This window comes from Dysgonomonas hofstadii (genome assembly GCF_014196915.1).
Taxonomy (GTDB): domain Bacteria; phylum Bacteroidota; class Bacteroidia; order Bacteroidales; family Dysgonomonadaceae; genus Dysgonomonas; species Dysgonomonas hofstadii.
The window spans coordinates 180,933-197,934 of the sequence record NZ_JACIEP010000004.1; the positions used below are offsets into that span (position 1 = coordinate 180,933).

Here is a 17,002-nt window from a genome sequence, read left to right on the forward strand (position 1 = left end):
AAAAATCAGGCTATTCTGTTTTGTTGAAAACAATCACTGATATATAAGGCAATTTAAATCAAGAAACAATATATTATGAAAAGAAAGCTTCAGACCTTATTTACTCTATGTTTAATCTGTGCTCTATCCCTTTCGGCACAGGACTGGCAACTAAAGCAAGCCCGTATTATGACTCCTTGGGCAGAACAGGTAGATCCGAACAATCCGTTGCCTGAATATCCCCGTCCTCAGATGGTTCGCGATAGCTGGATGAACCTTAATGGATTATGGGATTTTACCAAAGTCAGTCAAATGGCTTATAGTCCGTCCCAAAGCTTCGGTCAAAAGATACTTGTTCCATTTCCGATGGAATCGGCTATCTCAGGGATAAAAGACACGAATCATGAGGAAAATAAAGGTAAAATATTCCTTTATCGCCGCACATTCGATTTGCCATCGGAAATGAATGGGAAGAATATCCTGCTGCATTTTGGCGCCGTAGATTGGAAATGCCAGATATATGTCAATGGAAAACAGGTAGGAGAGCATAAGGGAGGATTCGATCCTTTCTATTTTGAAATAACCTCAGCTTTGGATAAAACAAAAAAAGAGCAGGAAGTTCAGGTATTTGTACAGGACTATCAGGAATATGGCGGATACCCCCATGGTAAGCAAAAAATCAATGAAAAGGTGATCTGGTATACACCTGTAACAGGTATATGGCAAACGGTATGGATTGAAGCCGTATCGGATATTCATATCGACAAGCTTGTAATGAATCCGGATATTGATAATAAGAAAATTAATATCAAAATCGTGTCGGCTAAAATCGGAGCGTCAACAAAAGCGAATGTGAAGATTTTTGACGGGGAAAAACTGGTCGCATCGAAAACCGGTGTGAATGCAAATGAAAATATAGATATACAAATACCAAATCAAAAGCTGTGGAGCCCGGAATCCCCCTTCCTGTATGATGTAAAGGTTGAACTGGCAGATAATGGCCGTAAAGTAGACGCTGTGGACAGCTATTTCGGTATGCGTAAAATAAGTATGGGGATGCAAAATGGTTATCCTTGTATGATGCTTAATAACGAATACTCTTTTCACTATGGATTTCTTGATCAGGGATTCTGGCCGGATGGGATTTATACCGCTCCGACTGATGAAGCACTTAAATTTGATCTTATAAAATCAAAGGAATTCGGCATGAATATGTCCCGCAAACATATTAAGGTAGAACCTGCCCGTTGGTATTATCACTGCGATAAATTAGGAATATTGGTATGGCAGGATATCCCGAATCCGGGATTTGGTAAAGATGGAAATATACTGGGGGAAGATATGAATATAAGAGATAACTTTCACGATGAGATGGTGCGGATAATGGAGTCCCTGCATAATTATCCTTCCATTGTCCTATGGACTGTATATAATGAGAGTTGGGGGCAACCTGATGATAAAACATCGCAGAAAGGAGTTGATATCGCACGCAAGCAAGACCCTACACGTCTGATAAGTATTGCCAGCGGATGGAATGACTCTGAGTATGGAGATATTAAAGATACACACTGGTATCCCGAGCCAAATATGCTTCCTAATAAAGTGAATAAAAGAGTTTCGGTATGTGGTGAATATGGAGGCATTACCCTCATTGTTGACAATCACCGCTGGATTGGAGGCAGTAATATGAAATATACACAGGTTTATAGTCCGGAAGAACTGAAAGACCGCTTTATTCAGTATGTTAACATGATAAAAGACTTACAGGGTAGCGGATTATGTGCGGCAGTATATACTCAACTGACTGATGTGGAGGATGAGGAAAACGGTGTAATGACGTATGACCGCCGGGTGGTGAAAGTAAATGACGCTCAATTGAAGCAGATTCGCAGTGCTATTGAAAATGTATACAAAACAAATTCATTTATTACTCCCGTTATGAAAATTTCTCAAACATACGATGCGAATAATGAGTGGAAATACCTGATGGCTGATGAGCCGTTGAATTCTGATAACTGGAAAGATATCTCTTTTGCAGACTCTTCGTGGAAAACGGGTAAAGCCGGCTTCGGTCAAGGCGTGAATAAAGATTATCTAATAAATACGAAGTGGGAGACACCATATATTTATTTAAGAAAAAATATTACTTTTGATAAAGTATCAGCTAATGATCTGTCTAAGCTGAAATTACATATATTTCATGATGAAGATTGCGATATATATATCAATGGAATACTGGCTGCTTCTGTAACTGGTTATGTAAACCGTTATGTTTATCTTGATATCAATAAAGAGGCTCTTGCTTCAATCAAGCCAGGAAAGCTTAACCTGGTAGCTGTGAAATGTAAGCAAACCTCAGGCGGACAATTTATCGATTTAGGATTTTCCATTAAAGATTAAATATTATAATAAACAATGAAGAAAACGGCTGCTGTTATTTTGCTATTTATTGGAATCGCATCGAACGTTTTTTCTCAGAAAGAGCAAATAAGCGTTGTAGAGAGACCTTTGACGAATGAATCGAATTCGAATTATGTAACTAATAGGCAGCCTCTTTTACCAGAACATTTTATAAAACTTCCGGTAGGAAAAGTAAAGCCAAAAGGCTGGTTAAGAAAATATCTTGAATTGCAACGCGACGGGCTTACCGGACATCTGGGGGAAATCAGCGCATGGCTCGATAAGAATAATAATGCATGGCTCAATCAGGGTTCTAATGCCGGATGGGAAGAGGTTCCCTATTGGCTGAAAGGCTATGGCAATGTAGCCTATATCCTCGAGGATGAAAAAATGCTGAATGAAACTGAGACATGGATAGAAGCGGTCTTTAAAAGTCAGCAGCCGGATGGCTATTTCGGGCCTGTGAATGAACGGAATGGTAAACGTGAACTATGGGCTAATATGATCATGCTCTGGTGCCTGCAGTCTTATTACGAATATTCGGGAGATAAGCGTGTTACAGATTTAATGACCGGTTATTTCAAATGGCAAATGTCTGTTCCCGACGAAAAGTTCCTGAAAGATTACTGGGAAAACAGCCGGGGAGGGGATAATATATATAGCGTATACTGGCTTTACAATATTACCGGAGACGCATTCTTACTCGAATTGGCAGAAAAAATACATCGTAATACGGCCAACTGGATGATGGATACGACTTTGCCTAACTGGCACAATGTAAATATTGCCCAGGGGTTCAGGGAGCCTGCTACTTATTATATGATGACTAAGGATTCAACACATCTTCGTTCGTCATATAATGTACATGAACTTATCCGCCGGACTTTCGGACAGGTACCGGGAGGAATGTTCGGCGCGGACGAAAATGCACGTCTGGGTTATATCGATCCGCGTCAGGGGACGGAAACCTGTGGGTTTGTCGAACAAATGGCTTCGGACGAAATTATGCTTCGTTATACAGGTGATCCGCTTTGGGCAGATCACTGCGAAAATGTGGCGTTCAATTCTTATCCTGCTGCGGTGATGCCCGATTTTAAGTCGTTACGGTATATTACCAGTCCTAATCATGTACTCAGCGATTCGGAAAATCACCATCCGGGAATCGACAATCGAGGTCCATTTTTATCGATGAATCCTTTCAGTAGCCGTTGCTGCCAGCATAATCACACACAAGGCTGGCCTTATTTTGTGGAAAACCTGATATACGCAACTCCAGATAAAGGAGTAGCGGCGGTGATATATGGAGCATGTGATGCCATAATAAAGGTAGGTGATGGAACCGAGATCAAGATAGCTGAAGATACAAACTATCCGTTTGAGGAAGGAATCAACTTCGTGATAACTACTTCTAAAAGTGAGTCATTTCCATTTTATTTCCGTATTCCAGCCTGGGCTAAAAATGCAGAAGTATTGGTAAATGATAAAAAGGTAAAGGCAGACTTAACTCCGGGTAAATATATACGTATTCACCGTGAATGGAAAAATAATGATAAAATATCTCTTGTCCTGCCAATGTCTTTGGAGTTGAACCGCTGGCAGGTTAATCAGAATAGCGCAAGTGTGAATTACGGGCCTCTCACATTGTCTTTAAATATAAAAGAAGAATACAAAAGGGTAAATAGTGCAGAAACAGCAATCGGGGATTCTAAATGGCAAAAAGGTGCCGATCCGCAAAAATGGCCTACCTGCGAAATATACCCGGCCAGTGCGTGGAATTACGCTTTGGTGCTGGATGGGAATAATCCTTTATCAGATTTTGTTGTGGAAAAACGCGGTTGGCCATCAGATAATTTTCCTTTTGTACAAGCAAACTCACCAATCATAGTAAAAGCAAAGGGACGAAGAGTTCCTTCATGGAAAGTCGATAAATACGGGCTATGTGGTGTTCTGCCAGCACAGGACGTGCAGATGGATAATAAAATAGAAGAGATAACTCTTGTACCGATGGGTGCAGCCCGTCTACGTATTACATCATTCCCTGTTTCTTCGAAATTTAGTCATGGCATAAGAACGGATAATATCAAATAATGTGGTACTTAGCTAGTATCTTTTAACAGGATTTTGTATCTTTGCAGAATGAGAAAGATAAAACGACAATTAACACTTCTATTGTTAATCCTGGCTAACAGTTTTCTGTTGGTTCATGGAGTTTTACCCCATTCTCACCACGATGGTATTGTTTGTTTTTCTTTAGAGGAATTGAAACATCAACACCATTGCTCAGAAAACCATAGTGATATAGGCCATTGCTGTTGTGAGCATGAAAAAGGGCACCATCATTCAAATCAGGAAGACTGTGACCTAAAGGATGTAGTATTGCGTCAGAATAATGATTTGCACGAAGAAATACTTCCATGTCCCAACTGCCTGTCGTTGATGTTTGTCTTGTATCTTCCAAACGAGTTTTATCTCGATATGCCACAACTGGGAAAATGGTTACACGAAAAACCCTATGTAAATAATTATATTCCACCTTTCGTAGGCACAGTCAAAAGCCTGCGTGCACCTCCTGTTTCTTATCTTTTAGCCTGATTGTAATATCAATATTACAATGTTTTTGTCACGGATATCATTCGTGATAGATTATTATTTAAGTCTAAAAAATAAGAATATTAATGAAAAAATATTTAATATATTTTGCATGTCTCATGACTATATTATGGGGCTGCAATTCGAAACAGCAACCAGAAAACGGACCGGAACACGAAACTCATACCGGACATATTCATTCAGATGCTGAAGGAGAAGAATGCAAGGAAGATCACGATCATGAGGAAGCGCATGTTCATGCAGAGGGGGAGGAATGCCAACACGACCATGACCATTCAACAAGCAATAAAGACGAAGCCCACACCGATGAAATCATGTTTACACCCGAGCAGGCAAAAGCTGCCGGGCTGGAAGTAACGAACGTGAACCCATCAACCTTCCATCAGGTGATTAAGACCAGTGGCCAGGTATTATCGGCACAGGGCGATGAGGTTACTATCTCAGCAACTGCAAGCGGTATTGTATCGTTTAATAAATCCTCACTGAACGAAGGATTTTCAGTCAAAGGAGGAGAATCTTTGTTAAGTATCTCTTCCCGAAATATGGTGGGGGGTGATCCTGTATCGGGAGCAAAATCCACCTATGATATTGCACAACGCGAATTTCAACGTGCGGAATCCCTGATCGGCGACAAGCTTATTTCCGAACGGGAATACAACGAGATCAAACTCAATTATGAGAATGCAAAAAACGCTTATCAGGCTATTGGTAGCCGTTCCTCTGCGCGGGGAGTATCAATCTCTTCACCTATTACAGGATATGTGAAAAACAAACTGGTAGGAGAAGGACAATATGTGGAAGTCGGACAGGCATTGATGACTATCACCCAGAACCGTAAATTGCAGTTAAGGGCAGATATCTCAGAACGTTATTATAAGGATATAAGTAATATTACACTAGCCAATTTTAAAACGCCGTATGATGAGTCCGTATACAGTTTGTCGGAATTGAACGGACGTCTTGTATCTTTTGGTAAATCAGCAAACAGCCAGGAGTTTTACATCCCTGTAAATTTTGAATTTGATAATATTGGCCAGATCATTTCCGGCTCCTATGTAGAAGTGTTTCTATTGGGACAAGCCCGTGAAAATGTATTGTCTATTCCGGTCTCTTCATTAACAGAAGAACAAGGTATTTATTATGTTTATCTACAGGTGCATGACGATGCTTATAAGAAGCAGGAAGTAAGGTTGGGTGCCAATGATGGCGTGAATGTGGAAATATTATCGGGAATAAAGAAAGGTGATAAAGTGGTGAGCAAAGGTGCCTATCATGTAAAACTGGCCTCTACATCATCGGCAATACCTCATGCACACGAACACTAAAGGGAGGATTGGATTATGCTGAATAAAATAATACAATTCTCGTTGAACAACCGCTTGGTTGTACTTATCGGTGCAGTGCTTCTTCTTGTAGGAGGACTGTATACAGCTAAGAATATGGAAATAGATGTATTTCCCGACCTGAATGCACCTACTGTGGTGATCATGACCGAGGCAAACGGAATGGCGCCCGAAGAAGTGGAGCGACTCGTTTCTTTTCCTATAGAGACGGCTGTAAATGGTGCGACTGACGTTCGCCGCGTGCGTTCTTCTTCTACTACCGGATTTTCCGTTGTGTGGGTAGAATTTGACTGGGGGACGGATATTTATAAAGCACGTCAGATAGTGACCGAAAAACTGGCGGCATTGGGTGATGCCCTACCCGAAAATATTGGTCAGCCTACTCTTGGCCCTCAATCCTCTATTCTGGGTGAAGTGATGATCATCGGACTAACTGCCGATTCGACTTCCTTGCTCGATCTGCGTACCATTGCCGACTGGACAATCCGTCCGCGTCTGTTATCCACAGGCGGAGTAGCACAGGTTACTGTTATTGGAGGAGATATAAAGGAATACCAGATTCTGCTCGATCCGGGACGAATGAAACATTATAGGATAACATTGGATGAAGTATTGCAGGCTACTCGCAATATGAACCAGAATTCATCCGGAGGCATTCTCTATGAATATAGTAATGAATATATTGTCAGAGGTGTCCTTCAATCTGCCGATGTGGATCAGTTAGGAAAAGCCGTAATAAAAAAACAAGGTGAAAATCCAATACTGATAAGTGATATTGCAGAGGTAAGGATAGGTGCTAAAACGCCTAAGCTCGGTCTTGCTTCAGAAAGGACAAAGCCTGCCGTACTGATAACAGTAACCAAACAGCCGAATACCAATTCGATTGAACTGACCGAAAAACTGGATGCTTCGCTGGCGGAAGTACAAAAGAATATTCCTGCCGATATTAAAATATCTACCGACATTTTCCGTCAGGAGCGTTTTATCAACAATTCGATCAATAACGTTCAGAAGGCTTTGTATGAGGGAGCAATATTTGTTGTTATCGTGCTCTTCATCTTCCTGATGAATGGGCGTACGACCTTTATTTCACTGATGGCCTTACCGTTGTCTTTGCTGTCGTCCATATTGGTTTTAAAGATGATGGGGCTGACTATCAATACAATGAGCCTCGGGGGGATGGCAATCGCTATCGGTTCGCTGGTAGACGATGCGATAATTGATGTGGAGAATGTGTTTAAACGGCTCAGGGAGAATAGGCAACGCCCGATAGAAGAACAGCGAAGTGTTCTTACAGTCGTTTTTGAAGCATCGAAAGAGGTGCGTATGCCGATCCTGAATTCTACATTGATCATTGTTACAAGCTTTATTCCTTTATTCTTCCTGAGTGGTATGGAAGGGCGCATGCTGGTTCCACTCGGAATTGCCTTTATTGTAGCATTGTTTGCATCTACGGTGGTTGCGCTGACTGTGACACCTGTTTTGTGTAGTTATCTGCTGGGTAAGAATAAGAAAGATAAGGAAGAAAAAGAGCCTGTATTTGTTGTAAAACTTAAAGTCTTATATGAAAAAAGTTTGCATTGGGCTTTGGAAAAACAGAAACTGGTACTAGGTATAACTGGAGTTTTATTACTATCGGCTATTGTTATCTTCTTCACTTTTGGACGTAATTTTCTGCCACCATTCAATGAGGGTTCATTTACCATAACAATCAATACATTGCCGGGCATCTCCCTCGAAGAATCGGATGCAATAGGACGGCATGCCGAAGAAGTGATACTTAGCGTACCCGAGATACAGACAGTCGGACGTAAGACAGGCCGCGCCGAACTGGACGAACATTCGTTCGGAGTAAATACTTCGGAGATAGAAGCCCCTTTTATACTAAAAGACCGTTCTCAGGAAGAAATGACCTCTGATCTCAGGGAAAGGCTCAATGCCATTCCGGGTATTAGTGTGGAGATCGGACAACCTATTTCTCATCGTATCGACCACATGCTTTCAGGAACAAAGGCGAATATTGCGATCAAGCTTTTCGGAACAGACCTCAATAAAATGTTTACATTGGGTAACCAGATCAAATCCTCTATCGAAAGTATAGAGGGCGTTGCCGACCTGAATGTAGAACAACAGGTAGAGCGTCCGCAACTAAAAATTACCCCCAAGCGTGAATTGATGGCAAAATACGGTATAACAATGCCCGAATTTTCCGATTTCATTTCCGTGATGCTTTCGGGTGAGGTTATTTCACAGGTATATGATGACGGGAAGAGTTTCGACCTGACCCTAAAAGTAGAAGACGATTATAAAGATCAGGCTGATAAGATACGCAACCTGATGGTAGATGCCGGAGGAACAAAAGTCCCATTCGAATATATTGCGGAGATTACCTCTTCTTCAGGGCCAAATACGGTGAACCGGGAAAATGCACAACGAAAAATTGTGGTTTCGGCTAATGTGGATGGCCGCGATTTGCGGAGTGTGGTAAATGATATTCGCGAAAAGGTTGATAAGGAGATTTCAATGCCCGAAGGTTACCATATAGAATATGGAGGACAGTTCGAGAGCGAACAGGCTGCATCACGCACACTGCTAATTGCATCTGTATTCGCTATCCTTATTATCTTCCTGTTATTGTTTAATCAATTCAAAAATGTGGTGCAATCGGCGGTGATATTACTCAATCTGCCTTTAGCGCTGATTGGAGGGGTATATGCTATATTATTCACTTCGGGTGAGATAAGCATACCTGCCATTATCGGGTTTATATCGCTGTTCGGTATCGCTACACGCAATGGTATTTTACTGATGGCACATTACAATGACTTGGGTAAGATAGGATATTCAGTAAATAAAAGTATTCTGCAGGGTTCACTTGACCGGTTGAATCCTATCCTGATGACAGCATTGTCTTCGGGACTGGCACTTATTCCATTGGCTATTCAGGGTGATCTGCCCGGTAATGAGATTCAAAGCCCGATGGCAAAGGTTATTCTTGGAGGCTTGCTTACCTCTACGCTATTGAATATGTATATTGTACCAATAATATACAGGATGCTTAAAAAACGTAGGGAAGCAATACTGGAGAAAGTTTAATTATATTTTACCATTATGAAAAAAATAATATATATAACCCTCTTGATTGTATTACCTGTAACCGGTTTGCAGTCACAATACGGTTTCGATCCGATATTAAAAAGCATCGAGATAAATAATACTACCCTGAAAGCATACAGGGAGAAGGCCGATGCCGATAAAATAGGAAACCGAACCGGAATAAATCTGGCGAATCCCGATGTGGAAGTCGATTATCTTTGGGGAAATTCTTCGGCAGAAGGGAAATTGGATATGAGTGTAAAACAGACATTCGATTTTCCTACGGCATACCGTTATAAATCACAATTGGCCGATGGCAAGAACAGGCAGATCGACATGGTGTATGAGCAGCAGCGCAAGGACATCTTGCAACAGGCGCGCCTGATTTGTGTAGAGTATACATATCTGACGAAAATGAACGAACAACTGGTGGAGCGCAGACGCCGTTCGAAGGAGTTAGCTGCTGCGCATGCAAAAAGATTTGAACTGGGAGAAATAGACATCCTCGAGCATAACAAGGCTCAACTGGATATGCTGAACATGGCGAAGGCCGTGGATATGAATGAGGTAGAAATAAAATTGCAGTGGAATGAGCTCAAGCGTCTGAATGGAGGACAACCGTTTCCGGATAATATATTGGATTATCCGGCTTATGATCTTCCATTAGATTATGCAGAATGGTTTGAACGCATTAAGGATAATAATCCGTCATTGCTGATTGCGCAGCAAGATATAGAACTAAGCCGTAAGCAAATGCAACTGACCAAATCGTTGAACCTGCCTAAAATAACCGCAGGATATATAACCGAACGCGAAGCGGGCGTATTCTCACATGGAATGTCGGTCGGTATTTCTATTCCTTTATGGGAAGGACGCAATACTGTAAAACATCAAAAGGCGCAGACAATTGCTGCCCAAATGATATACTCCGACTCGAAAAACCAGTTTCAGAATACACTTGGAAGCCAGTACGAAAAAGCCCGTAAACTGTCTGCCTTATTGAAAGAATACAAGCAGATACTGGAAGTAACCAATAATTATGAATTATTGAAAAAAGCTCTGGATAAAGGACAGTTATCCCTTATAAATTATCTGACCGAACTATCGATTTATTACGATACGATGGATAAGTATCTGGAAACCGAGCGTGATTATCAGATGGCAGTTGCAGAGTTGCAACAATGGGAAAAATAGGACTGATAAAGTTTTCAATTTGAGTTAAATAATCGGGTAGCATATCACAATATGCTACCTGAGTTGTTATAATGAAGTTGATTTTTTAACAGACAAAATATTTATTATTATGAGTTTGATCAAAAAATGTTATTTTTGATATTCTAAATTCCGTGCTGATAAAAATTAAATTAGTTTTTGATGACATTGAACAGATATATTATTATAGTAATATTCATAACTCTTGCATTTCCTGTATTCTCTAATAAACCGCACATAGTAAATATAAAAAGGGAAGATTACCGTGCTGCGAATAAGAACTGGTCGATAGGAGAGGATGAGCGAGGTTTCATGTACTTTGGTAACGATGAGGGACTTCTCGAATTTGATGGTATAGAATGGAATCTCAATCGTTTGCCTAACTCTCTGATAACGCGTTCTGTAGCCGTTCTTTCACATAATGTTATCTTCACCGGTAGTTACGAAGAGTTTGGGCGTTGGGACAGGGATATTACCGGGAAACTGGTCTATACATCATTAAGTGATAATTTAGATAAAGCTCTTTTTCGGAACGATGATTTCTGGAAAATATGGATAACCAGCGACTACGTTTATTTTCAGTCATTCACTTCTATATATGTCTATGACTATAAAACCGTAAAGCGTATCTCTTTCGATGGCGGATTCCTCTTCCTTACAAAAGTGAGGGATGAATTTCTTGTTCAGAAGATGCTGGGCCCTTTGTTCAGGCTTAAAGGCTTTATGATGGAAAAAATAGAAGGGAGCGATATTTTCAGTAATACAGATGTCAGGGTTATACTACCATACAAAGAGAAAGAATACCTGATAGGGACAAGTACAAAAGGTGTTTATGTATATGATGGATTTTCTTTCAGGGAATGGAATCCGGCACTTTCTGCCGTAATGACTTCCAATGAACTTAATTGTGGGTTATTGTCATCGAAGGGCACTTATTTTTTTGGAACTATTCTGGACGGGATTTATGAGGTAGACAAAGAAGGGAAAGTTGTAGACCATATATCTTCAAACAATTATTTGCAGAATAATACGGTGCTGTCTTTGTTTGAAGATAATCTGAACAATATATGGGCGGCGTTGGATAAGGGGATTGCCTATATACAATATATCGCGAATATGAGCTGTTATACAGATCCGGGAGGAAATACCGGGGCTGTATATGGAGCTATGCTATGGAACGACAAATTGTTTGTGGGAACTAATCAGGGCGTCTTCTATCTTACACGGGATAATCTGACCCGTTCCGACGCACTTTCAGAAATGACGCTGGTCAATGGTACTCAGGGGCAGGTATGGGCAATGAAGGTTGTGGACGGAAAACTGTATTGCTGTCATAACAAGGGATTGAAAGAGATACACAAAGATCTCTCTGTTACCGATGCATTTTCTATAGGCACTGGGGTATACAATCTGTCAGAAGCCAAAATAAGAGACAAAGATATTTTGCTATTATCTACATACCAGTCATTGAGGATTATTGATAAGAAAACAGGAGAGGTATTCAAACCCGGACAGATATCGGAGCCGATAATTAATGCCGAACTCGATCATATGGGAAATCTTTGGCTCGAACATTTCAACAGGGGAGCCTATCGTTGTCAATTGACAGAAGACTTGTCGGGATTTCGTAGTTTCTCTTATTATGGAGGCAATAACAGCGATGGATTGCCATACAAAATGAAACTTTTTAAAGTGGGAGGACGCATAGTCCTATTGGGTGACAGCAAATTCTATACTTACGATGATATTACCAATGTCATTGTACCGAATAAATTACTTGATGATTGTTTTGCTAATATAAAACATGTAAGACAGGTGATCCCAATTAAGGATAACCTTTTTTGGGCATTAACTAGTTCGTCGGTATATAAGTTTTCATATGACGGATATGAAGCTTCTATCCTCGAAAATTATAATCTCGGGATGAATCTTTCTCTGGTCAATTCGTATGAGAATGTATCTATATTGAATGATTCCACAAGTTTGATCTGTCTGGATAACGGCTTTTTATTATACCGGAGAAATGATGGTGCGGAAACCAGATTAGCTGATAATTTAATGCCTCCCAACATCGAATCGGTAATGACTGAAAATGGCGAAAAAGAAGTTGTTTACAAGGATATTTTTAAAGAAAATGAAATAGCATACGGTTACAATACAGTGACATTCAAATTCTCATCCAGCAATACATTCGCTTCAGATCTGTCTTTTCAATACATGCTCGAAGGTGTGGATTTAGACTGGTCTCTGCCCCTGAAAATTAATAATGTATCGTATGCCCGTTTGCCGGAAGGAAAATATATATTTAAGGTCAGAACCGTCGATAGCCTTGGAAATTACTCCGATACTGTATCTTATGAATTTAAAATACTATCACCGTGGTATCTGACAGTATGGGCATATCTGCTCTATTTCATTATCATAGCTATTGTGCTGTATATAATATGGATGTTGATCTTAAGACGTTATCGTAATCTCCATTTGCAAAAAATCAGACAAAGGGAAACCAGACGTCTGCGCGCTCTTGCCGGAGAACTACAAAATGAGGTAGATCAAAAAAATGCGGAATTACTGACTCAGACATCATTTATTATACAAAAAAATGAACTTATCCTCAGGGTAAGGGATATTGTGGATGATTTTTATACCAAAAATAAAGCCAGCTCACTATTACCCCTGTATCAGAAAATAAATGCACTCCTTAACAACAACATGAATACAGAAGATGACTGGAAAATGTTTTTAATAAAATTTGAAGAAAAACATACAGGATTCTTTAAAAAAATGAAGTCTTTATATCCTCAGTTGACCAATAGTGACCTTCGTCTCTGTGCTTGTCTTAAATTGAATTTAGAAACAAAAGAGATTGCTGCTTTGATGAATTTATCAGTCAGGGCAGTCGAAAATAGTCGCTACAGATTGCGTAAAAAGTTAAATTTACAGCCTTCCCAAAATCTAAATGAATTTTTTCTTACTATTGACTAGTGTTGTGTAAGTATCTGTTTATTATATTTTTACTCCTGAATGAGAGGTAAAAGTGAGGTGCGGGTACTGTTAAAAAATGACCTGGCGTAACGTCGGTGTATTAACTTTTTTAAAGATTTGTTTTGTCTGATTTAATTTTGGTTGTGAAATCTAATATCAGACAACCGGAATGCCATGATGAAGGCTTTAACTATTCCACGAAAGTTAAAGAGGAAAATACATCAAACTATCATTATTTCTCCGTTGTTCATAGCTAGATTTATTTGAAAATGTGTGTTTAAATAAAAAGTAAAACTATGAAAATTAAACCTAAAAGAACATTTACCAAAGGTGTGAATTCTTTTCTGATGAAAGGCTTTTTACTCCTTGCTTGCTTCTTCCTAGTGAGTACTGTAAGTATTTATGCTCAGACTAAGTCTGTTACAGGTACTGTAATAGATGGCCTTAACGAACCTTTGATTGGTGTGAGTGTGAAAGTGCAGGGCACTACAAACGGAACAATAACAGACATTGACGGAAAATATACTCTGTCAGTGGGCAGTGGAGACGTACTTGAGTTTTCTTATGTGGGAATGAAAACCCAACTGGTAACAGTCGGCTCTCAAAATATCATTAATATAACAATGCAGGATGATGCTACCATGCTTACCGAAACAGTGGTAATCGGTTATGGTACTGCAAAGAAACGGGACCTGACAGGATCTATTGCCAGTATAAAAGCTGAAGATATAGCTAACCGTCCGTCGGCCAATCCATTAGCATCTTTACAAGGTAAAATAGCCGGGGTACAGGTTGTAAATACAGGTATCGCCGGACAAGACCCGGAGATCCGTATCCGTGGAACGAACTCTATCAACGGATATAAACCTCTATACGTTGTTGACGGATTATTTAATGATAATATCAACTTCCTGAATTCGGCTGATATTGAATCAATGGAGATACTTAAAGACCCTTCGTCACTTGCTATCTTCGGGGTACGTGGCGCGAATGGTGTTATTATAGTAACAACTAAAAAAGCAAAAGAAGGACAAACATTAGTTAATATCAACACTTCTTTCGGCTTCAAATCTGTTGTCGATAAGATTAAAATGGCAGATGGCGCACAGTTTACCGAATTGTATTCTGAGCAATTAGCAAATCAGGGATCAGATCCGTTCGATTATACTAACTGGAAAGCAAATACCAACTGGCAAGATGAGATATTCCAGACAGCTTTTATCACAAATAATAATATCAGCGTTACATCTTCTACTGAAAAAAATAAATTCTATATGGGTATAGGTTATACTTCGGAAGAAGGAAACCTTAAGCATGAAGAGTTTAATAAAATTACAATCAACTTAAGCAGTGATTATAATATTACAAAGGATTTCCGTATCGGATTCCAATTTAATGGAGCCCGTTCAACACCACTGAATACAGAGTTGGCACTTTATAAAGATGCGGTAAAGAATGCATTGTATTCAGCGCCTATAGCAACTCCTTACAACCAAGCCGAAGGTTTATACAACACTCTTCCTAGCTTCCAAAAAGGACAGATCTCAAATCCGATGTCAATTGTGGAATTACAAAAAGATGTAAATAAAGTAATTGACTACAGAGCTTCGGGTAATATTTATGCAGACCTCACATTCCTGAAAAATTTCAATTTCCGGGTAATGTACTCGTTGGATCACAGGGCTTATGATAGCAGGCTTTACACTCCAAAAAGAACATTATTTGATGTCGATATACAGGAACCATACGTAATGGGTGATGGTAAAACTGCTGTAGAACAACAAAAATTAAATGAAACTAAGGTTCAGGCTGATTATTTGCTTACTTATACTAATAGCTTCAATGGCCATAATATAACAGGAACAGCCGGTTTTACAACTTATTACAACAGTTTGTCCAGCCTTACGGCAAAACGTGGTGAAGGAAATGGGCTGCCTATAGCAAACGATCCGGACAAATGGTTTGTAAGTATTGGAGATGCGGATGCAACTACTACAGGTAGTACACAATGGGAACGCTCTACAGTTTCATACCTTATTCGCGGATTATATAACTACAAGAGCAAATATCTGTTGAATGCTTCATTCCGTCGCGATGGTTCATCTGCATTCTTCTATACAGGAAATCAATGGCAGAATTTCTACTCTGTCGGAGCAGGTTGGATTGTGACAGAGGAAGACTTTATGAAAGATTATACTTTCCTCGATTATCTGAAACTGAAAGGATCATGGGGAACATTAGGTAATCAGAATATGGATAGGGTATATCCGGCCGAGCCGATACTAACAAATACTACATCTGCGGTTTTTGGAGATAATATATATCCGGGATATACGAAAGAATATTTACCGAATCCTAATCTAAAATGGGAAAAGGTTGAAGCCTGGGAAGCTGGTCTTGAAACTTATTTTCTGAGAAACAGACTGAATTTTGAAGGTGTTTATTACAAAAAAAACACAAAAGATCTTTTAGCAGAAGTTCCGGGTATTACAGGTACAGTGCCGGGTTTAGCCAACTTAGGTGAAATAGAAAACAAAGGGGTGGAATTAACTCTTTCGTGGAACGACCGTATTGGCTCTGATTGGAGATATGGTATCAGTGCTAACCTGACCACAATTAAGAACAAAGTGATATCGCTTGTTCAGGATGGTTACAGAATTATAGATGGTACTTCCGGGCTTACACAGGCTTCATATACAGAGGCTGGTTATCCTATCGGATACTTCTACGGATACAAAGTAGAAGGTATATATCAAAACCAGGCGGAAATAGATAGTTCTCCAGAGAATACTTTGGTAGCTGTGCTCCCTGGAGATGTGAAGTTTGCAGACGTCAATGGTGATGGGAAAATCACAACAGCAGACCGTACCATGATCGGAAATCCTACTCCTGATTTTACTTATGGTTTTACTATTAACTTAGGATATAAGAATTTTGACCTATCTGTAGATATGATGGGCGTACAGGGAAATGAGATATACCGTACATGGAATCTTTATGAATGGTCACAATTCAACTTCCTTGAAAGCGCAATGGACAGATGGCATGGTGAAGGAACATCAAACACTCATCCTGTATTGAATAAAAGCCGTTCTATCAATGGAAAAGATTATCCGTCAGAGTTATTTGTAGAAGATGGAAGTTTCTTCCGGATCAGGAATGTACAAATAGGATATACATTTACTCCTGCCCTTCTTCAGAAGATCAGAATGAAATCACTGAGAGTATATGCAAATATACAGAATCTGAAAACCTGGAAAAACAATACAGGCTATTCTCCTGAGATCGGAGGTACGGCGACAGCTTTTGGTATCGATGCCAATCCATATCCTGTACCGGCAGTATATACATTTGGTTTAAATCTTACATTTTAAATA

8 protein-coding genes are annotated in these 17,002 nt (G+C 39.8%); all 8 read left to right on the forward strand.

Annotated features, from left to right (window positions below; genetic code table 11):
- Positions 1-75 precede the first annotated feature (75 nt).
- The 8 genes from GGR21_RS06740 to GGR21_RS06775 all read left to right on the forward strand — a co-directional run bounded on the left by GGR21_RS06740 (position 76) and on the right by GGR21_RS06775 (position 16,999).
- Complete coding sequence (locus GGR21_RS06740) at positions 76-2,379, forward strand: glycoside hydrolase family 2 protein (RefSeq protein WP_183306437.1); 2,304 nt, start codon at positions 76-78, stop codon at positions 2,377-2,379.
- A 15-nt stretch (positions 2,380-2,394) separates the two neighbouring features.
- Positions 2,395-4,467: a beta-L-arabinofuranosidase domain-containing protein gene (locus tag GGR21_RS06745; protein WP_183306438.1), complete on the forward strand. Its 2,073-nt coding sequence runs from the start codon at positions 2,395-2,397 to the stop codon at positions 4,465-4,467.
- Positions 4,468-4,515: 48 nt separating this feature from the next.
- Positions 4,516-4,971 carry a hypothetical protein gene (locus GGR21_RS06750; RefSeq protein ID WP_183306439.1) on the forward strand — a complete coding sequence of 152 codons (456 nt, stop codon included), beginning with the start codon at positions 4,516-4,518 and terminating at the stop codon, positions 4,969-4,971.
- Between the two features lie 83 nt (positions 4,972-5,054).
- Positions 5,055-6,314: an efflux RND transporter periplasmic adaptor subunit gene (locus tag GGR21_RS06755; RefSeq protein ID WP_183306440.1), complete on the forward strand. Its 1,260-nt coding sequence runs from the start codon at positions 5,055-5,057 to the stop codon at positions 6,312-6,314.
- Between the two features lie 15 nt (positions 6,315-6,329).
- Complete coding sequence (locus GGR21_RS06760) at positions 6,330-9,428, forward strand: efflux RND transporter permease subunit (protein ID WP_183306441.1); 3,099 nt, start codon at positions 6,330-6,332, stop codon at positions 9,426-9,428.
- Between the two features lie 15 nt (positions 9,429-9,443).
- On the forward strand, positions 9,444-10,622 hold the full coding sequence (locus GGR21_RS06765; RefSeq protein WP_183306442.1) for a TolC family protein: 1,179 nt from the start codon (positions 9,444-9,446) through the stop codon (positions 10,620-10,622).
- Positions 10,623-10,802: 180 nt separating this feature from the next.
- The gene (locus tag GGR21_RS06770; protein WP_183306443.1) at positions 10,803-13,625 is read left to right on the forward strand and encodes a triple tyrosine motif-containing protein; all 2,823 of its coding nucleotides are present in this window, start codon (positions 10,803-10,805) and stop codon (positions 13,623-13,625) included.
- 296 nt (positions 13,626-13,921) lie between these two features.
- A complete protein-coding gene (locus tag GGR21_RS06775; protein ID WP_183306444.1) occupies positions 13,922-16,999 on the forward strand; it encodes a SusC/RagA family TonB-linked outer membrane protein in 3,078 nt (1,025 codons plus the stop codon).
- The last annotated feature ends 3 nt before the right edge of the window (positions 17,000-17,002 follow it).